Raw genomic sequence first — 19,926 nt, 5'->3', positions numbered from 1 at the left:
GTCAGCTATCCAACTGACGCGACAGGATAGTGGCGAATTCATCGGCAAAGGCCTCGTAGCCGCCGACGATGCGGTCACTGTCTGCGCTGAGTTTATTATAGAATATCACCGCCGGGATCGCGGCCAGCAAGCCAAGACCGGTGGCCAGCAACGCCTCGGCAATACCCGGGGCCACAACGGCGAGGTTTGTGTTCTGCTGCTCGGCAATCTCGATAAAGGCATTCATGATGCCCCAAACGGTGCCAAACAGGCCGATAAACGGCGCTGTCGATCCGACAGTGGCCAGAATGGGCAACCCTTTTTGCAGCCCCTCAGCCTCTTTCGCGATCGCCACGTCCATCGAGCGATCGATCCGCGCCGTCGCGCCTGCGATCAAGCCGCCATCGGTGCGGTGCGAGCGTCGCCACTCGATCATCCCCGCCGCGAAAATCTTCTCGGAACTGCCATCGGGTTGGGTTCCGATCTGCTCGAACAGCTCATCTAGCGGATTGCCAGACCAGAAGCTTTCATCGAATACCTGCGCCTCGCGCCGCGCGGCTCGGTAGTTGATCAGTTTCTGAATGATAATGCCCCAGGACCAGATGGATGCACCGATCAGCATCAACATCACCAGTTTGACGATAAAGGTCGCGCGGGCATACAGCCCCCACATGGAGAAATCGATCTCCTGCGCCAGCGCCAGCGTTTCAGCTTCCATGAACCTGCTCTTTGTTTTGCCTGATGGCCATTTGGCCTTGTTTTGCCAAACGCTAACGCAGATGGAGATGAAAAGCCAACAGAACCACCCCGGAGGCTGAAAATGTTACATCAATGCGCGAATCTCTGCCGGAAGGCGCACGGGCTTGCCCTGCGCATTCATACAGACGGCCGTTACTACGGCGCGGAAAATCTCGGTCTCGCCACGCTTGACCAATTGCGACATTGTCAACCGAGCGCCCGATAGCGAAACCATCTCGGTCTCGACCATCAGCTCGTCTTCAAACCTAGCGGCGGCGAGATAATCCGCCTCGATCCGCCGCACGACCCAGACAATGCCTGCGTCCCGCATCGCGTTCTGATCATTACCCAGTTTACGCACCCAGTCCGACCGGGCGCGTTCGATGAATCTCAGATAATTTGCGTGATAGACCACGCCTCCCATGTCGGTGTCTTCGTAATAAACACGGACCGGGTAGTGATGCTTCATTGCGACGGCTCCAATCTGGCGAACAAGCGCAGCGCATGAGAGGGATCCTGCGCGGCACCGGGCAGAACAGGATCGTAGGCGGCGCGGATCAAGGCCGCAATATCAGGCCGCAAGATCGTCGCGTCACCAGCAATCGCCAGAGGTGAGGCGCTGCGAAAGGCAGTATCGGACCAAAGCAGGATCGTTTGTACGACCTGGTTTAGCGCCAGCGTTTCTGCCGGCACTTTCGACAGCTCTTTGTCCATGCGCAAAAACACAAATGCCGCGCGGATGGCGCCGTCTTCTTCGAACCGGAAAATGCGATACTGATTGGCATCGGCAGCCACCAGCCGGTCAACCAGTGGGGCCAGATCCGGGATCAGGCGATCCAGATCGGGCACATCCAACAATTCCTGCCACTCACGGAAGAAGAACACCATGCAATTGGCACCCAGTTCGGGATCCGTCTCGGCCATCTTGTGATTTGCCAGAGTGACAACCGCCTCGAACGCACCTTTTACGGTCGACAGCGTTTCATCCTCGACACCAAACACGATGGGCACTATGGGTCTGCCCCAGCGCGCAAACAGAAACTCACCGCTATCGCGTGTGAACAGCGCCTCAATCTCATCGGGTGTCACGCCCAGTCCTTCTTCTCGATTTAGATACGACTGCCTGAGCCTTAAAATCTAATGCGCCCCACTTCAACCAAACAGATCGCTCTGTCCTTTGGGTGCAGCCATCCCCAGATGCGTCCATGCCTTTTGCGCCAGCATCCGTCCGCGCGGAGTGCGCTGGATCAGGCCTTGCTGCAGGAGATAAGGCTCGATCACCTCTTCCAGCGAATCCCGGCTTTCGGACAACGCCGCCGAGAGTGTTTCAATCCCCACTGGCCCGCCCGCATAGTTCTCGGCAATCAGCTTCAAATACCGGCGGTCGGCCCCGTCCAGACCAAGGTTATCGACCCCCAGCCGGGTCAGTGACCCATCCGCCAAGTCGCGCGTAATCCGCCCATCGCCTTCGACGATGGCAAAATCCACTACGCGTCTCAGCAGACGACCGGCGATCCGTGGTGTTCCACGAGACCTGCGCGCGATCTCACGCGCGCCTTCGTCATCCGCAGGTGCGCCCAGTTTGCGGGCATTGCGGGTGACGATCTCGTGCAACTCGTCGACCGTATAGAACTGCAGCCGGGTCGGGATGCCAAACCGATCGCGCAACGGCGTGGTCAGCAACCCCATCCGCGTTGTCGCCCCGACCAGCGTAAATGGCTGCAGCTCGATCCGTACAGTCCGCGCCGCCGGACCTTCACCAATGACAAGATCCAGCTCGAAATCCTCCATCGCGGGGTACAGCACCTCTTCGACCGCCGGGTTCAGACGGTGAATCTCGTCGATGAACAAGACATCCCGCGATTCCAGATTGGTCAGAATCGCCGCCAAATCCCCCGCCTTGGCCAGAACCGGTCCCGAGGTCATGCGGAAATTCACTCCCAACTCGCGCGCCATGATCTGCGCAAGCGTGGTCTTACCCAATCCAGGTGGACCATGGAACAGCGTGTGATCCATCGCCTCACCGCGTTGGCGGGCCGACTGGATGAAGATTCGTAGGTTGGCCCGCGCCTCGGCCTGACCAATGAATTCATCCAGCCCCTGCGGGCGCAGGGCGCGGTCATTGTCCTCGGGCATCGGCTCGGGTCGCAGGGCGGGATCAGCGTCTACCATTCAGATACCCTTTCACTCAGCCTTTGGGGGCCAGTAGCTTCAGCGCGGCGCGTATCAGATCGGCCTCGCCCGCATCTGGCATATTGGCCGCTGCCTCGGCCACGGCCGATGCCGCCTCGGACGGTCCATAGCCCAGATTGCCCAACGCCGACAGCGCATCGGCAGAAGCAGCGGAAGCGCCCGAGGCCGGTTTCGCCACCCGTTTCGGAACAGGCGCAGGCTCGGTCGTCTCAACCACTTCAAGTGCCGGGCCATCCATCGCTTCGGTCACCGTGCCGCCCATCGCCATCACACCCGGGGCCTTGTCCTTGAGGTCAAGAACGATCCGTTGCGCGGTCTTGGGGCCGACACCCTTTGCGGCCTTCACGGCCCCCCAATCACCCAAGGCAATCGCGCGGCTGACACCATCAGGCCCCAGCGCACTAAGAATGGCCAGCGATACCTTCGCACCCACACCCTGAACCGAGCACAGCAGACGGTGCCATTCCTTCTCGACCAAGGACAGAAAACCATAAAGCTGCATCAGGTCTTCGCGCACGACCATATCGGTGTAGATCGACATTGCCTCACCCACCCCCGGCAGGGCCGCCATGGTCCGGTCCGAGCAATAGACGATATAGCCGACCCCCCGCACGTCGATCAGAACGTGATCCGCCGCGCGGTAATCCAGCCGTCCAGTGAGCTTGCCGATCATGCGCGTACCTCTTTCATCCGTGCCTGCGGTGCGGCGCCATAGTAGGAATGGCAGATGGCAATCGCCAATGCATCCGCAGCATCCGCCCCTTTGGGGGAACAACCGGGCAGTTGGAGTTTGACCATATGCAGAACCTGCTCTTTTTCGGCGTGCCCGACGCCCACCACCGTTTTCTTGACGCGGTTGGGGGCGTACTCGCCAACCGGCAAACCCGCCTGCGCAAGCGTCAGAAGCGCAACACCACGCGCCTGACCCAGTTTCAGTGTACCGGCCCCATCTTTGTTGACGAAGGTCTGTTCAATTGCCGCCTGATCTGGATTGTGCTCGGCGATGACTTCGACGATTTGATTGTGTAGCGACAGCAGCCTTTCCCCCAGATCATCACCATCGGATTTACACAATCCATTCGCAACGTGGCTCAGGCGGCTGCCATGCGATTCGATGACGCCCCATCCCAAGGTTCTAAGCCCTGGATCAATGCCCAGAATTCGCATGTTTTGTCTCGGCCTGCTCGGGTTTGTGTGATCTTTTTTCATCGACTAGCACGAAGCGTGAACATTTTCCAAGGAAATCAACTCAAGGTCCAAAACCGACATTCATGTCGCCGCCGGTTCCTCGCGGCCTGTTTGCGACCGGGTTAGGTTCGTTTTCGACGCTTATCCGATCGAACTTTAACCAATGATTTAAGGGGTTTTCATCAATTTCGAGCGTTGCAAAAAATGCATAGGACACATGCAATTTCTGCGCTTGCGCACGGCGAAACTCATCACTAGATGCCGCTCAGATCGCAAGATCAGAGTTTAACACAAACCAGAAGGAAACAGGATATGGCTGCACTGGATACCACCCGCACCACCACTGGCTCATTCGGCCTCGTCGGCCGTATCGGCGCACTTTTTGCATCGGTTGTAAACGCCGTTGTTGAATGGAATGACGCCCGCGCAACCCGTAACGCGCTGAACGGTCTTTCTGACCGCGAACTGGACGATATCGGACTATGCCGCGGCGACATCGACGTTGTCGCCGAAGGCCGCCGTTACTGAGATAACGGACTACCGCATAAGCCCCTTCCTCCTCCCTGTGGGGCAAACAGAAGCACCGCACGCCGTGAGGCATGCGGTGTTTTTGTTAGGAGGGTGCAAGATATCCGGTTAGAACCATACCTTGTTCAGTTGGCTCGAGAAAAACGCGGTCACCGGATCGGCCTGCATGATCCAGGCGCCAGCTTTCTCAACCGGCGTGCCCTGATTCAGGCTCTCAACACGCGTTTCGTACGCAGTCGGGCCAAGATGGGACAGTAAAAAGGCCTTGAAGGCAAAGAAGCCAACCAAACACAGCAACAAAACCCTCGCTGGAACTGCTGAACGCATACGCTGGGGTTTCATCACCACCAGCCCGTCTGAGCGCAACGTGGCACGATAGCCGCGGCTGAGTTTCTGGTGCTTTTTGTTCAAACGCGAGATGCGTTGATCGAATTCGAGTTGTTTTCCTGTCATGGCAGCCTCCGAAAACCGCCCCCCGAGTGCATTGAAAGACGGTAATTAGAGAATGCGACAAAAACGTGGCAAAAATCCACAAAACTCCCGTAAATGGCCTAAATTCAGCCCTGTTTGCTTAAGATTAGCGTCGTCCACTCACCAATCCGATCCTGGCGAACCAGATTGAAGCCGTTTTGGAGATAAACCGAGATCACGTCATCGGACTGTTCATTGAGGATTCCCGATAGAATCGCTTGTCCACCCCCCCGCAGGTTCGCCGAAATTTCAGGCGAAAGGGCCACGAGCGGACCTTTTAGGATATTGGCGAATATCAGATCGTAAGGCGCATGCGCCTTCAGATCCGGGTGATCGAAACCTGCAGCTTCAACACATTTAACCGCACCCGCCATACCGTTCGCCCGTAGGTTGGCCTCGGCCACGTCGACGGCAACCTCATCAATGTCGCTGGCGATGATATCGCCATCCCAGACCCGAGCTGCGGCCATCGCCAGCACGGCAGTACCGCAGCCGATATCGGCAACTTTGGTGGCCGTGAACCCATGATCCAGAAGATGGTCCAAAGCCTTGAGGCAACCAAGCGTCGTCCCATGGTGCCCTGTGCCAAAGGCCATCGCAGCTTCGATCAGCAGCGGAATGCGGCCTTCGGGCAGTTTGTCGGCATCATGGCTTCCATAGACAAAAAACCGACCGGCCTCGACTGGGGCTAGTTCGCGGCGGACATGGGCGACCCAATCCGTTTCGGGCAGCTCCGAGACCACAAAGGGCTTGGCCTCGAACGCGGCGGCCAGAACCGCCAGCGCGGTTTCATCCGGGGTTTCGGTAAAATAGCCGCCGACCTCCCACAGGCCCGAGCCATCCTCGACCTCGAACACGCCGACGCCGGTTGGTTCCGGGTCCAGCCGTTCCATCGCCTCGCCCAATCCTTCGGCGGCTTTCTTGCCGGTCAAAGTGGTCAGAGCAGTGAATGTTGGCATGGGGGCCTCCTGTTTCGATCGAAACAGCGCCTAGGGGCACCGACCGCCAAGGTCAAGCGGAGTCGCTTATTCGGCGGGCGCGGGGGCGTATTTCGACAGGATGGTTTCGTTGCCCGGTTCCGGATGACGCGGGATCAGTAATGACAGCAGAAGCGAGATGATCGCCATTGCAGCGGCCAAACCAAACACAGCGCCGGGCGAAACGACCCATAGCAGACCTAAAAGTGCTGGCAAGAAAACAGCGGCGATATGGTTGATGGTAAATGCCACCGCCGCAGTGGGTGCAATATCCGCCGGGTCGGCGATCTTCTGGAAATAAGTTTTCAAAGCCAACGCCAGAGCAAACAGCACATGGTCGATCACATAGAGAATCGCCGCCAGCAGCACGCCCCAGCTAAACCAGTAGATGCCGCCATAGGCTGCGAAAACGATGGCGAGCCCGGCATATTCAAAGATCAGCGTGCGGCGTTCGCCAAACCGCGCGACTGCCTTGCCCAGCAGCGGAGCCGCCATCATGTTGATCATCAGATTGATCAGGTACAGGCTGGTCAGTTCGTGTACTTCAAAGCCAAATTTCTCGACCATCATGAAACCGGCGAACACTACAAAAATCTGCCGCCGCGCGCCCGCCATGAACTGTAATGCATAATACAGCCAGTAGCGGCGGCGTAGGATCAGCTTCTTGGTCTGCGGCGTCGGCGCGTCGAATTGCGGGTAAGCGATCAGGCAAAACAATGCCAGCAAGGCCGTCACGCCGCCCGCCGCCATGAACACGAAGTTATAGGACAGGTCGAAGCGGTCCCATGTCAGAACGATCAACCCATAGACTACAGCCGTCGCAGCCGAGCCCATAGCCACCAGCCAGCCAAGCACCTGCGGCGCACGGTCTTTAGGCAGCCATTGCAGCTGCAGTGACTGGTTCACCGTCTCATAGTAGTGAAACCCGATCGAGCTGAACAGCGTCACAAACAGCAGCCCGCCAAGGCTAGGAAACCAGGCCGTCACCGCCGTCGCCACGCCCAACATCATCAATGAGATCATGGCCAGTACCTGCTCGCGGATGAAAATTATCACCGCAATCACGCCAACGGCCAGAAAGCCCGGAATCTCGCGTACCGTGTGCAAAAGCCCGATATCCGCCCCGTCGAAGTTCGCCGCCTCGATGACGAAATTGTTCAGCAATGCACTCCACGCGTTGAACGCGATCGGCATGGTCAACGCCATCACGAACAAGAGCGTCATAGGGCGGCGCCAGAGCGGAAGACTCTGCGCCTCAGACAAGGGCATGGGTTTCAGCATGAGGATGCTCTACGCCCATTTGTACTTTTTGGCGAGGGGAAAGCGGCAGGCGCACAGCGGCTCTGCACTGATGCAGGGGTCAGTAGAAGCTTTGCGGATCGATATCCACGGTCAGGCGGATATCGCCTTTCAACTTCAACGGGGCGATCCAGCGGGCGATGGCGTCCTGAATAGGCGCACCTTTCGGGGCTTTGACCAACAGCCGGACGCGGTGACGCCCACGTATGCGCGCGATCGGGGCTGGAGCCGGGCCAAATACCTGAGCACCAACATCGCGCAACGGCGCATCGTTGCGCGCCATGGCGTTGCCGATGTCGAAGACCGGCCCGACCTCGGGGCCAGACAGGACAATCCCGGCCATGCGGCCATACGGCGGCACCCCGGCGGCCTGACGCCCGGCGGCTTCAGCCTTCCAGAACCCTTCTTCATCGCCCGATAGAATCGCCCGGATCACCGGATGTTCCGGCTGGAATGTCTGCAACAACGCCTGCCCCGGTTTTTCCGCACGACCTGCCCGGCCCGCCACCTGCCGCATCAATTGAAAAGTTCGTTCCGCCGCGCGCAGGTCAGCCCCATGCAGGCTGAGGTCCGCATCGATCACCCCTACAAGTGTCAGCTTTGGAAAGTTATGTCCTTTGGCCACCAGCTGCGTCCCGATAACGATATCCGCATCGCCTTCGGCAATCTCTTCGATCTTGGCCTTCAGGGCACGAGCCGAACCAAACAGATCAGAGCTGAGCATAGCGATCTTGGCTTCGGGGAACGCCGCCTCGGCTTCTTCTGCCAGCCGTTCAATCCCGGGTCCGACCGGTGCCAGTTTACCCTCGACCCCGCAGGATGGGCAGGCCTCTGGCATTGGCTTGGTCTCACCACATTGATGGCACATCAGACGCTTGAGGAACCGGTGTTCAACCATTCGCGCGTCGCAATGATCGCAGGCAATCTGCTCCCCGCACGCCCGGCATAGTGTCACGGGCGCATAGCCACGGCGGTTGATGAACAGCAGTGACTGCTCTTCGTGTTCGATACGCTGTTGCACCGCCTGCCGCAGCGAGGGGGAAATCCAAGTCCCGGCCTGCATCTGCTCGGCGCGCATGTCGATCGGCTTCATTTCGGGCAGGACTGCTGCACCAAAACGCGAGGTCAGGTCCAGCCGTTCGTATTTACCCGCCTCGGCATTGGCCCAGCTTTCCAGTGAAGGCGTCGCGCTGGCCAGAATCACCCGCGCTCCGCAGATGGCCGAACGCAGAACGGCCATATCCCGCGCACTATAATGCACCCCATCTTCTTGCTTGTACGAGGTGTCGTGTTCTTCATCGACAACTACGAGACCAAGATCGCGAAATGGAAGAAACAGTGCTGACCGGGCCCCAACGACCAGTTGCGCATCACCCTGACCGACCATCCGCCAAACCCGGCGACGTTCAGTCATGGTCGCGCCCGAATGCCATTCCGCCGGACGCGCACCAAATCGCGCCTCGACACGGGTCAGAAATTCAGCCGTCAGCGCGATCTCGGGCAGCAAGACCAGTGCTTGCCGCCCCACGCGCAGGGCCTCGGCGACCGCCTCAAGATAAACTTCGGTCTTGCCCGAACCCGTCACTCCCTTCAGAAGAGTCGTTCCATAATCTCCCGTCCGTTGCCCGGTCTGAAGCCGCATCACGGCCTCCGCCTGATCCTCGGTCAGGTCCTTTCCCGGCAATTCTGGATCAAGATGAGGATAAGGAAGATCACGCGGGCTGTCCTCTTCACGCACAGCATTCTGTTTGACCAACCCCTTGATGACCGAAGATGTGACCCCCGCTTGCTCGGCCAGTTCCTTCAGCGTAAAGGCCAAGCCGCCATAGTCTCGCAAAACTTCAAGTACCCGCATTCGTGCGTCGGTCATTCGGTCCGGTTGACCACCGCCCAAACGATAAACCTTGCGCATTGAGGGCGGATCGCCCAACCCCGGCGCGCGCGTTGCTAGCCGCAGCATCGCAGGCATCGGCGTCAGGGTGTAGTCAGCCACTTTCCCCAGAAACACCCGCATTTCTTCACGCATCGGCGCGACCTCAAGCACCCGGTTCACCGACCGCGCCTTGGCCAGATCAAAACCACCCTGCCCCGACCCCCAAACCACACCCAAGACTTTGCGCGGGCCCAAGGGCACCTCGACAAACGCCCCAAGAAAGCACCCGCCCTCGGGCGCTTTGTAATCCAACGTCCGGTCCAGCGGCTGCGTGGTCAGCACCGCAACCAGCTCTCCTTCGTCGAAAAATCCGTTAGCGCTCACGGTATATCCTTCGCAGGGGGTTCCAGCATGGGTCTCTTTGAGGTAAAGCCATCCGCGACCAAGGCCAACCCATCAAAGGACTGCCCTCATGAAATTCTTCGTAGACACCGCCGAGATCGACGCCATCGCCGAACTGAACGATCTGGGCATGGTGGACGGCGTAACCACCAACCCCTCGCTGATCCTGAAATCGGGCCGCGACATTCTGGAAGTCACCAAAGAGATCTGTGATCTGGTCGACGGCCCCGTCTCGGCCGAAGTTGTCGCCACCGAGGCCGACGACATGATCGCCGAAGGCCGTAAGCTGGCCAAGATCGCGCCCAACATCGCAGTCAAAGTACCGCTGACATGGGCTGGTTTGAAAACCTGTAAAACACTGACCGACGAAGGCCAGATGGTCAACGTGACCCTGTGCTTCTCGACCAATCAGGCCATTCTGGCCGCCAAGGCGGGCGCGACCTTCATCTCGCCCTTCATCGGACGTCTGGATGATATCAACCTCGATGGCATGGACCTGATCGCAGATATTCGCCAAGTTTATGACAATTACGGGTTCGAGACCGAAATCCTCGCCGCCTCGATCCGTACCGTAAACCACGTGACCGACAGTGCCCGCATCGGGGCTGACGTGATTACCGCACCTCCGGGCGTGATCAAAAAACTGGCCGACCACCCGCTGACCGACAAAGGCCTTGAAACTTTCCTGGCCGACTGGGCCAAGACAGGTCAGAAAATCCTCTGATCCCAAGCATTGCCGCGCGGTGCCATCAGGCACCGCGCCCGGCCCAACGGCAAAAGCTGATCTTTGATCAGCGCCGGGCAGGCGGGAGCGCCCGCCACAGCAGCGATGAAATTCGCCTTTCGCGTGCATTTTTCCCAAGGCAAATCCAGCAACCCATGTTATAAGCCCGCCAAACAAAAAAAACGACCGGACGGGACATGAGCAGCGATCCTAAACTCAAGGACAATCTCCGCGCCGCAATTCTGGCTGAGCCTGACGCCGTGCTGGATGACAAAGACCTGATGCAGGCCTTGGTGGCTGCAAATGAGCAGGCGCGTGGTGACAACGTTATCGACCTGCGCGGTATCGCCATGCAGCGGCTTGAGGCGCGTCTTGACCGCCTTGAGGACACTCATCGCTCGGTGATCGCTGCCGCGTATGAGAACTTGGCGGGCACAAATCAGGTGCATCGCGCCATTCTTCGCCTGTTGGAGCCCACCGTGTTCGAGGATTTCCTGCGCGCGCTAGGCAATGACGTGGCCGAAATCCTGCGAGTCGATCACATCACTCTGGTCCTCGAAACAACCGTCGTACGCGATGATCCGGTAGTGAACCAGCTCGGCGGCGTGCTGACTGTGGCTGAGCCCGGCTTTATCGATAGCTATCTAACCGCTGACCGCAACGGTCAGCCGCGCGAGGTTACCTTGCGCGAAATCCGCCATCCCAATCCGCAAGTTTACGGTAAACAAGCCGATCAGCTACGATCCGAGGCCTGCCTGAAACTCGATCTTGGCACTGGCCGCCTACCCGGCATGATTGTCATGGGCGCGCGCGATCCGAGGCATTTCTCACCTCAGCTTGGCACTGATCTTCTTGCCTTCTTTGCCGGCGTGTTCGAACGCTCTATGCACCACTGGCTGTCGTGAGCCTGATTTCCCCAGCCTGCCGCGATGCTCTGCAGCATTGGCTGGACAGTCTGGGGGCGCTGGCGGGGCGGTCTGAAAATACGCTCAACGCCTATCGCGGCGACGTGACAGAATTCCTGTCCTTCATGACCTTGCATCACAGCGAGCGCCAAGGGCTGGCCGCGCTGGAACGCATCAGCGTTTCTGACATGCGGGCCTGGATGGCAGAGCAGCGAAATTCTGATGTCGGCGCGCGATCTCTGGCGCGCAAGCTTTCTGCCGTCAAAACCTTCTATCGCTGGTTGGCCGAACGCGAAGGGTTCGAACCTACTGCGGTGCTGTCCACCCGAGCGCCTAAATTTACCAAGAAACTGCCCCGACCCCTGGCCGAAGATGCCGCGCGCGCAATGATCGACACGGTCGAGCTACAATCCTCATCGGACTGGATCGCTGCACGGGATGTTGCGGTTGTGACGCTCCTCTACGGGTGCGGGTTGCGGATTTCCGAGGCGTTGTCTTTGACCGGTGTGGACGCTCCTCTGCCAGAAACGCTGCGCATATCGGGTAAGGGCGATAAGGAAAGAATCGTACCGGTCTTGCCTGCCGCTCGGGCTTCGGTGGATCGCTATCTTCACCTCTGCCCACATCCGCAATCCCCCGATAAGGCGTTGTTCCGAGGTGTCAGGGGCGGCCCGCTCAACCCCGGAATCATTCAGGCTGTGGTCGCCAAGGCACGGATGCAACTTGGCCTTCCCGCAACAGCCACCCCGCACGCGATGCGCCACAGCTTTGCCACCCATCTGCTGTCTGCGGGCGGCGACCTGCGCGCGATCCAAGAGCTTTTGGGTCACGCCTCGCTTTCAACCACGCAGACCTATACCGCAGTCGATACGGCCCGGTTGATGGAAGTCTATAACCGCACGCACCCAAAAGCCTGAAGCAAAGACCCTTTTTGCTTTGCATCTGCGCCTTGCTTCCGTCATGACACCACCATGACACTCAGATTCAAAGCGCTTTCCGTTCATCTCTTCACCGCCACAGGTGCCGTTTTCGCAATGCTCGCCATGTTGGCAGCAGTCGAAGAGAAATGGAGCCTGATGTATCTCTGGCTCGTTGTTTCGTTCATCGTCGATGGCATCGATGGCCCGCTGGCGCGGCACTATCACGTTAAGAAGAACGCACCCGAGTTTGACGGAGTCTTGCTGGACCTGATCATCGACTATTTGACCTATGTTTTCATCCCTGCCTTTGCCCTGTTCAAATCGGGTCTGATGGACGGTTGGACCGGCTGGTTCGCAATCATCGTCATCACCTTTGCAAGCGCGATGTATTTTGCGGATACGCGCATGAAAACCAAAGATAATTCCTTCTCTGGCTTTCCCGGCTGCTGGAACATGTTCGTCATCGTGATCTTCGCTTTGGAGCCCAACTTCTGGGTGATCCTACTTCTGGTCACCTTGCTGTCAGTCGCGATGTTCCTGCCGCTGAAATTCATTCACCCGGTCCGGACCGAGCGCTGGCGCACTTTGTCCTTGCCGATGGCGTTTGCCTGGACTTTCTTTGCAGGTTGGGCTGCCTGGGTCGATTTTCACCCCGAAAGCTGGGCCCATTGGGGGCTGGTGATCACCAGCTTGTATTTGGTCTCGGCCGGTATTGCGCAGCAGATCATTCCGCCGCGCAAGGCCCGGGATTACAAGACTTCCTGAACCTCGAACTCAGTCCCGTTATGGGTGAACACGTCACCCTCTTGCAGGCCAACCATAGCCAGATAGATCGGGCTTTGGGTCGAAATTCCCATGTAGGTTTTGCCGTCCACTTCAAATCGAGTCGTTGAGACACATACGACGAAGCGGCGATTGTTGAACTTGATTACGGCGCCGGGCTGCACCGTATCCGTGAGGCCAAAATCGGTGTTCTCGATCACGTCAATCTTGGCGTGATGCGCATGAACAGGCGCATCAAAGGCGGCCGCCAGATCCGCATTCTCGCGCGAGGCAGCGATGTCGTCCTTGTCATGCCCTTCTCGGTCATCCAACTGCGAGTCCTTAAGGAAGGCATCATAGTGTGCCTGTGCGGTTGCCAGTTCCTGTTCTTCCAAAGACATCAGATGATCGATGATGGCTTTCTTACGTGCGGCGGGGTCTGTCTGGCCGGTCATTCAATTCGGTCCTTCAAATTCACTATTCGATATAGGTTGGGGCCGTGCCGCTCCGATTGCAACAGATAAGTACCGATCAGATCAACAGGCTGGCAGCACCTTCGTGACGCAGCAGAGCCACTTTGGTCTCAACACCGCCGTGGCCTGAAAACCCAACCATCTTCCCATCTGCACCCAGAACCCGGTGACAGGGAATAATGATGGGGATGGGATTTCCTCCGCATCCGCGCCCAACCGCTTGCGCCGAGTAGCCAAGGTCGTTAGCCAACTCGCCATAGGTGCGCGTATCACCAAATGGGATAGCATACATTGCATCGCACACCTGACGCTGAAATTCCGATCCCTTGATCCGGTAGGGCAGTTCGAACTGCTGCAAACGCCCTTCGTCATAGGCACGCAACTGCGCCGCCGCTTCTCGCAGAACCGGGGTGGCTAGACCTTCGTCACGGCCATTCCAGACAAGACGCGTGATGGCGCCGCTGGTCTCTTCGACACCAAGGCAACCAAACTTAGTTTCTACGGCGATCATCGGCATAAGAGAACGGTTGCAGATGTTTCACCACACCTGCAACCCGAATCCTGACGATCCGCCTCTTCATCTGGCCAAAAATACCTCGGAGCGCGAGGCAGAGCCTCGCATCAGCGATCTCTCTCTCGCGCTCCGTTCGAATGTCAGCTCAGCGCCTCGTTACAGCGCCCGCATACGCCCGGATGGGCGTGCAGCCCAACATCAGGAAGGATTTTCCAGCAGCGCTGGCATTTGTCGCCTTGGGCTTTTTCGAACACTACAGCTACGCCCTCGATTTCCGGCACACGGAACGCCTCAGCCGGGGCCGGATCGCCTGTGACGGCCAGACCAGAAGTGATGCACATGTCATCCACGTCGAAAGTCGCAAGCAGATCGCGGGTTTCCTGATCTTCGACATGCACGATCGGTGCGGCCTCAAGGCTGGATCCGATCACCTTGTCCTGACGTTGAACTTCCAGCGCAGCGGTCACGGCGCGGCGAACGCGGCGGACTTTGGCCATGCTGGCTTCCAGGTCTTCATGGCGCCAATCAGCGGGCGTTTCAGGGAAATCCATTAAATGGACCGAACTATCATCGGCCGGGAACCTTTCCAGCCAGACCTCTTCCATAGTGAAGACCAGAACTGGGGCCAGCCATGTGGTCAGACGATGGAATAGGATATCCAGCACAGTCCGCGCGGCACGGCGGCGTAGGCTGTCACCGTCGCAATAAAGCGCGTCTTTACGGACATCGAAATAGAACGATGACAGGTCAACCGTGGCGAATGTGAATACGGCGCTGAATACACCCTGGAAGTCAAATGCTGCATAACCTTTGCGCACCTGCTCATCCAGATCGGCCAGTCGGCTTAACACCCAGCGCTCCAGGCGCGGCATATCTTCAGGCGCAACCCGATCCGCTTCGGTGAAGTCTGCCAGCGAGCCCAGCATGAACCGCATGGTGTTGCGCAGGCGGCGATAGCTGTCGGCTGTCCCTTTCAGGATCTCCGGTCCGATCCTCTGGTCGGCGGTGTAGTCGGTCTGAGCCACCCACAGGCGCAGGATATCGGCGCCGTATTGTTTAACGACCTCTTCCGGCACGATGGTGTTGCCCAGCGATTTGGACATCTTGTTGCCCTTGGAATCCAGCGTAAATCCGTGGGTCACTACGTTGCGGTATGGTGCACGCCCCTTGGTGCCGCAAGCCTGCAGCATCGACGAATGGAACCAACCGCGGTGCTGGTCGGTGCCTTCCATATAGACGTCAGCGATACCGTCCGCGGTCCCGTCCTCACGATCACGCAGCACAAAGGCATGGGTCGAGCCAGAGTCGAACCACACATCCAGCACGTCGAACACCTGATCGTAGTCGTCGGGGTTCGCGATACCGTCGAGGATCTTCTCCTTGAACCCGTCCGTGTACCAGACGTCTGCGCCATCCTTCTCAAACGCCGCCTTGATACGCGCATTAAGTTCGTCGTTGCGCAGCAGGTAGTCCGCATCGGTCGGCAATGCCCCCTTCTTGGTGAAGCAGGTCAGCGGCACGCCCCAGGCGCGTTGGCGCGACAGAACCCAGTCCGGGCGTGCTTCGATCATGGAATACAGACGGTTGCGGCCGGTCTGCGGCGTCCATTTCACCAGTTCATCAATCGAGCGCAGGGCACGTTCACGGATGGAGTCGCCCATCTCGCCCATGCCGTCCTCCAGCTTGCGGTCAACCGAGGCAAACCACTGCGGTGTGTTGCGGTAGATGATCGGCGCCTTCGAGCGCCACGAATGCGGATAGCTGTGCTTGATTTTGCCACGCGCCAGCAGCCCGCCAACCTCGGCCAACTTGTCGATGACAGCCTTGTTCGCATCGCCTTCACCGCCCTTGCGGGACAGGATGTATTTACCGCCAAAGAACGGTAGATCGGCGCGGAAGCTGCCATCATCCATCACGTTGTAAGTGATGACCTGTTCCAACATCCCCAGATCACGGTAAAGCTCGAATTCCTCCATCCCGTGCGACGGCGCGCAGTGGACAAAGCCGGTGCCTTCGGTGTCGGTCACAAACTCAGCGGCGCGGAAATCGCGGATGTCGTCCCATTCGCCATTGCCATCTTCGGCCCCGGCCAGCGGGTGTGCCAGTTGGATCTTGGCAAGATCCTCCTGCGTGACATCACACAGGCGGCGGTACATCGTATCGTCCAGACGCGCGCGGGCAAACACATCCGCCGCGCGGTCATCGGCCAGTAGATAGCGCTCACCGATCCGCGCCCAGCACTCCTCGGGGCGGCCGATGACTTCGTAGAGGCCGTAGGAGATATCCTCGCCATAGACCACGGCCTTATTCGAGGGCATCGTCCAAGGGGTCGTCGTCCAGATCACCACATAAGCGTTGTCCAGCGTCACATCGCCGGTGTTCACAACCTTGAACTTCACCCAGATGGTGAAGCTTTCCTTGTCGTGATACTCGACCTCGGCCTCGGCCAGAGCCGTCTTTTCGATGGGCGACCACATCACGGGTTTCGAGCCCTGATAAAGCGTACCGTTCATCAGGAACTTCATGAACTCGTCTGCGATCACAGCCTCGGCGTGATAATCCATGGTGATATAAGGATCGGGCCAATTGCCAGTGATGCCCAAACGCTTGAACTCTTCACGTTGGATGTCGATCCAGCCTTCGGCGAACTTGCGGCATTCCTGACGGAAGTCGACGATGTTCACCTCGTCCTTGTTCTTGCCCTTCTTGCGATACTGTTCCTCGATCTTCCATTCGATGGGCAGACCGTGGCAGTCCCAGCCAGGTACATAGCGTGAATCGTAGCCCATCATTTGATGGGACCGAACAATCATGTCCTTGATGGTCTTGTTCAGTGCGTGGCCGATATGCAGATGGCCGTTCGCGTAAGGAGGGCCGTCATGCAGGGTAAAAGGTTTGCGACCCTCTTTCTCGCGAAGGCGGTCATAGACGCCGATCTTTTCCCAGCGGTCCAGCCATGCTGGCTCGCGCTTGGGCAGGCCTGCACGCATGGGGAATTCGGTTTTCGGCAGGTTCAGCGTGTCTTTGTAGTCAGGTGTTTCGGCGCACATTTGGGGCGTCCTCAGGATGTTCTGGTCGTGTATGGATCGAAGCGGTCAGTGCGATAACTCAAGCACCTTTGCCCGGCGTCTCGCGATATCAGAGCGCCGGGGATATAATTCGAATAATGATGGCCAGCCGGTCAAACATGGCCGCGCTTATAGGACGCCTGCTCTCAATGGTCCAGAGGTTCCGGGTCTTGCGACGAATGGCGCAGCTTGGCCCAGCGATTGAGCCATGCGAGACCCGCCAGTGCGAGACCGAGCGCCAACAGCGAAAACACCCGGATCAGCCCGCCCAATCCGGCAATATCGATCAGAAACACCTTCGCCACCGCGAGGCCAATCACGGCCAAACCGGCCTTACGCATCAAATCGGACCGGCGGGCCAGCGACTGGTAGAACAACCCTGCGCCGACCACCAACAAGGTGATGGTGTATGAATAAAGCTCGGGCTGGGTGACGCCGTTGCCTTCATACATGCCACTCGCCCCCTGCCAGACATGACGGATTGTAAGCCCCAGCCAAAACGCGATCAGGGCACCGGCGACCCCATAACTGATCTGCTTCAGTAGCACGGGCTGCGTCACGACGCGCCAAGCCGAGAAGCCGATGGCCAGCGCAGGCAACAGATAAGCCACCGCCAACGTGTTCAGCACCGGCGGGCCGAGCACGGGATCGGCAAATGGGTCGAGCAACGGGTTAGCCTCAGACAAAGCCTGAACCAGACGCATCATGCCGTGTGCCGCAAAGAACGCCGCGAGCGCGTAACGCGCGTAGTTCAGCTTACCGCCAAGCTCGAACCGCTGTATTTGTGCAAAAGCCAACAGCAGCCAGATCACTGCAAGCAGCCCCAGCCCCCAGTGGCTGTCTGTAGCGCCGCCTTCTCCGAAGCTTTCCAGCCAGCGCAGCAACAAGAGCGATAGCAGTATTCCCGCCGTTGCCCAGGCTGCGCTTTCAAGCAGCAATGAGGCAATCGGGCGGTCCAAGGACCTTAGCAACGCCCACCCCATGATGAACCCGGCAACCGCCACTGCATAGACCAAGGTCATTTCGATCAAAGGCGCGGTTTCGGCCCAATCGAGCCCCGGGTCGAGCACCAGCCGTACGGTCACCGTGAACACACCCGCCCAAATGAACCAACTCATCGGAGCCAAAACAAATCGCCGGTCCAGCGCCGCGGCCACAACAATCATGGCGACAAGTGCTACGGTCAATGCGGCAGAGCTGAGTACGATGATGCAGGCAAAGCTAAGGCACGATAGCGCAGACAGAGTTGCCAGTGCAGGCCGCATCCGTTTCTCACCATGGGCCCGCGCAAACCGTTCGGCCAAAACCACCATCATCGCGCCTATTGCGATTGCGTGTAAGGCCCACGCATAAGCTCCGATCACGTTTGCAGGCTGCCATCCGACTTCAAGCGCGATCGCCAGCGTCGGAGCATATAGGGCTGCACCCCCGGCCCAGACCACAGCGTAGCGCCCGGCGTGGAAGGACCGCCACGCAGCGAGCACGCTGATCAAGGCCCCGAGGGCAACCAATAGCGTGACTACCCAAGGATAATCGGCCTCGGCCGTTTCCACGTATGTGTCGGCAAAGCCGCGCCACACGGAGCCACCGTCCAACCCGTGCAGCAGAACAAACCAGTTCAGACCCAACGCAGGCAGCACCGTCACATCCTGCAAAGCACGCGCAGCTTTTGTCCAAAGCATCAGCGCCAGTATCAACGCGGTAAACAGAGCAACGCCCAGCCAAAACTCAACGCTTGAATCCGACCAATGCAGCGACAGGATGATGGAACTGGTGAGAACTGCACCAAAGGCAATTCGGGTTGGAAACTCGGGCCATGGAATCCCTTTCCGTCGCCGAATGACTTCAGCAATCATCGGGCCGGTGTGGTCGGGCCAGATACTGCGTACGGGTATCGCCATCGCAATCAGCGCCAGTGCTGTCACACAGGTCAGATACCCCGGTTCCGTAGAGGGGGAAGACAGCACCAGCAAAAACGCCGCCCCGTATGCACCCACTAGCGTCAGAATGGAAATCCATGCCCAACGCCTGACGGTATCGATACCCAAGCCCAAAATGGCGATGATAAAGAAATAACCATAAAGCCAACTGGGATCGTCCGATGCGCCTCCAACCATAAAGGGCGCGGCAAAGGCTCCGATTAGGCCTACGGCGGCGAGCAGCGGCCCGTGGAACCATCCCAAGACCAACGCAAACAGAGCGATGATAACGAGACCGGCCAGAGCGGCCTCGGGGCCGATCAGATCATAAAGCTGGCGCGCGGCAAGGACGCCACCAAACAAGGTCACCAGACCCGCGCCCGAGAAGACCGATGGTAGATAAGCGGTCGACGCGTCCTCGTCATCGCCGAAGCGGCGGCGGATCACTTCACCTGACCCAATCAGCAGAAGGCCAAAGATCAGGGCTGCGGCGACCCGCGCGGTGGGTGGCAACAGCCCGTTCTCAACCCCGTATTGCACCAGAAATATCCCGGCCAAGGCCAGTGACAGCGCCGAAACCGCATAGAACCAGTTCTCACGCAACCACGCGCCCAGCGCGGCGATCTTTTCTTCACGAAAAACGATGGTGGCAGGAGGATCGGCGGCCTCAACGGCCTGCGGCGCATCCGATGGGCTTTCGTCAGTGGTAGACGAGGTTTTCGCCGCGGCCAAGGGATCATGCTTGGTTTGCGTCGTCTTCGGCTCCGGCCTTGATGTCTTGGAGGTTTCGGCGCCGCTTTCCGGTATTTGCCTGGCCAATTGCCGCTCAAGCTGTTCGACGCGCTTGCGCAACCGCGATTGACCAATCAGCAAAGCGATGATCGAAACAGGAATGGCCAGAACGATCAGACCAACGAGGACAAGCAAGGATTCCAACCGAAACCTCCGGGATGCGATGCGCCAAACGTACCGTGCAGACAGGCTGGTTTATAG

At 58.7% G+C, this 19,926-nt stretch carries 19 protein-coding genes; 5 read left to right on the top strand and 14 right to left on the bottom strand.

From position 1 onward, the window contains the following. Position 1: 1 nt before the first annotated feature. The 6 genes from tolQ to ruvC form a co-directional block, all read right to left on the bottom strand. Positions 2-697 (bottom strand): protein TolQ, encoded by a 696-nt coding sequence (gene tolQ / locus ACR0A1_RS00680; RefSeq protein WP_170397391.1) that lies wholly within the window; start codon positions 695-697, stop codon positions 2-4. Positions 698-802: 105 nt separating this feature from the next. Beyond that, entirely contained in the window at positions 803-1,186 is a 384-nt protein-coding gene (gene ybgC / locus ACR0A1_RS00675; RefSeq protein WP_170636436.1) for a tol-pal system-associated acyl-CoA thioesterase, read from the bottom strand. Beyond that, positions 1,183-1,806 (bottom strand): hypothetical protein, encoded by a 624-nt coding sequence (locus ACR0A1_RS00670; RefSeq protein ID WP_170636437.1) that lies wholly within the window; start codon positions 1,804-1,806, stop codon positions 1,183-1,185. Before ACR0A1_RS00670 ends, ybgC begins: the two co-directional genes overlap by 4 nt. 63 nt (positions 1,807-1,869) lie before the next feature. Beyond that, positions 1,870-2,889, bottom strand: coding sequence for a Holliday junction branch migration DNA helicase RuvB (gene ruvB, locus ACR0A1_RS00665; RefSeq protein WP_170397397.1), 1,020 nt, complete (start codon positions 2,887-2,889; stop codon positions 1,870-1,872). A 16-nt stretch (positions 2,890-2,905) separates the two neighbouring features. Then, complete coding sequence (gene ruvA / locus ACR0A1_RS00660) at positions 2,906-3,583, bottom strand: Holliday junction branch migration protein RuvA (RefSeq protein ID WP_170511415.1); 678 nt, start codon at positions 3,581-3,583, stop codon at positions 2,906-2,908. Beyond that, on the bottom strand, positions 3,580-4,077 hold the full coding sequence (gene ruvC / locus ACR0A1_RS00655; protein ID WP_170404395.1) for a crossover junction endodeoxyribonuclease RuvC: 498 nt from the start codon (positions 4,075-4,077) through the stop codon (positions 3,580-3,582). Before ruvC ends, ruvA begins: the two co-directional genes overlap by 4 nt. 333 nt (positions 4,078-4,410) lie before the next feature. On the opposite strand from ruvC, the gene ACR0A1_RS00650 reads away from it, so the two are divergent. Continuing rightward, a complete protein-coding gene (locus tag ACR0A1_RS00650) occupies positions 4,411-4,626 on the top strand; it encodes a DUF1127 domain-containing protein (protein WP_170397404.1) in 216 nt (71 codons plus the stop codon). A 108-nt stretch (positions 4,627-4,734) separates the two neighbouring features. On the opposite strand, the gene ACR0A1_RS00645 is transcribed toward ACR0A1_RS00650, so the two are convergent. From ACR0A1_RS00645 to ACR0A1_RS00630, 4 genes are all read right to left on the bottom strand, one after another. Then, entirely contained in the window at positions 4,735-5,079 is a 345-nt protein-coding gene (locus tag ACR0A1_RS00645) for a hypothetical protein (protein ID WP_170397406.1), read from the bottom strand. 104 nt (positions 5,080-5,183) lie between these two features. Next, complete coding sequence (locus ACR0A1_RS00640) at positions 5,184-6,056, bottom strand: 50S ribosomal protein L11 methyltransferase (protein WP_170397408.1); 873 nt, start codon at positions 6,054-6,056, stop codon at positions 5,184-5,186. 66 nt (positions 6,057-6,122) lie between these two features. Continuing rightward, a complete protein-coding gene (locus tag ACR0A1_RS00635; protein WP_170511419.1) occupies positions 6,123-7,355 on the bottom strand; it encodes an MFS transporter in 1,233 nt (410 codons plus the stop codon). Positions 7,356-7,434: 79 nt separating this feature from the next. Next, a complete protein-coding gene (locus ACR0A1_RS00630; protein WP_480865850.1) occupies positions 7,435-9,630 on the bottom strand; it encodes a primosomal protein N' in 2,196 nt (731 codons plus the stop codon). An 88-nt stretch (positions 9,631-9,718) separates the two neighbouring features. Here ACR0A1_RS00630 and fsa point away from each other — a divergent pair, with 88 nt between their 5' ends. The 4 genes from fsa (at position 9,719) to ACR0A1_RS00610 (ending at position 12,962) form a co-directional block, all read left to right on the top strand. Continuing rightward, on the top strand, positions 9,719-10,372 hold the full coding sequence (gene fsa, locus ACR0A1_RS00625; RefSeq protein WP_170397415.1) for a fructose-6-phosphate aldolase: 654 nt from the start codon (positions 9,719-9,721) through the stop codon (positions 10,370-10,372). Between the two features lie 197 nt (positions 10,373-10,569). Continuing rightward, the gene (locus tag ACR0A1_RS00620) at positions 10,570-11,277 is read left to right on the top strand and encodes a DUF484 family protein (protein WP_480865848.1); all 708 of its coding nucleotides are present in this window, start codon (positions 10,570-10,572) and stop codon (positions 11,275-11,277) included. Further along, positions 11,274-12,194, top strand: a complete 921-nt coding sequence (locus tag ACR0A1_RS00615; protein ID WP_480865846.1) for a tyrosine recombinase XerC — start codon at positions 11,274-11,276, stop codon at positions 12,192-12,194. The genes ACR0A1_RS00620 and ACR0A1_RS00615 overlap by 4 nt, the downstream gene beginning before the upstream one ends. A gap of 54 nt (positions 12,195-12,248) precedes the next feature. Further along, positions 12,249-12,962, top strand: coding sequence for a CDP-alcohol phosphatidyltransferase family protein (locus ACR0A1_RS00610; protein WP_170397421.1), 714 nt, complete (start codon positions 12,249-12,251; stop codon positions 12,960-12,962). Here the strand turns inward: ACR0A1_RS00610 and ACR0A1_RS00605 are convergent. From ACR0A1_RS00605 to ACR0A1_RS00590, 4 genes are all read right to left on the bottom strand, one after another. After that, positions 12,947-13,414 carry a hypothetical protein gene (locus tag ACR0A1_RS00605; RefSeq protein WP_170397423.1) on the bottom strand — a complete coding sequence of 156 codons (468 nt, stop codon included), beginning with the start codon at positions 13,412-13,414 and terminating at the stop codon, positions 12,947-12,949. The two genes, ACR0A1_RS00610 and ACR0A1_RS00605, sit on opposite strands and share 16 nt — an antisense overlap. 76 nt (positions 13,415-13,490) lie before the next feature. Then, entirely contained in the window at positions 13,491-13,949 is a 459-nt protein-coding gene (locus ACR0A1_RS00600) for a methylated-DNA--[protein]-cysteine S-methyltransferase (RefSeq protein WP_170404416.1), read from the bottom strand. Between the two features lie 137 nt (positions 13,950-14,086). Then, positions 14,087-16,996, bottom strand: a complete 2,910-nt coding sequence (ileS, locus tag ACR0A1_RS00595) for an isoleucine--tRNA ligase (protein ID WP_480865843.1) — start codon at positions 16,994-16,996, stop codon at positions 14,087-14,089. A gap of 164 nt (positions 16,997-17,160) precedes the next feature. Continuing rightward, positions 17,161-19,869, bottom strand: coding sequence for a DUF2339 domain-containing protein (locus tag ACR0A1_RS00590; protein ID WP_480865841.1), 2,709 nt, complete (start codon positions 19,867-19,869; stop codon positions 17,161-17,163). Positions 19,870-19,926 lie beyond the last annotated feature (57 nt).

It is taken from the genome of Ruegeria sp. D6, assembly GCF_056534365.1.
Note: the sequence above shows the minus strand (reverse complement) of the source record. Positions and strands in the feature narration are given on the sequence as shown.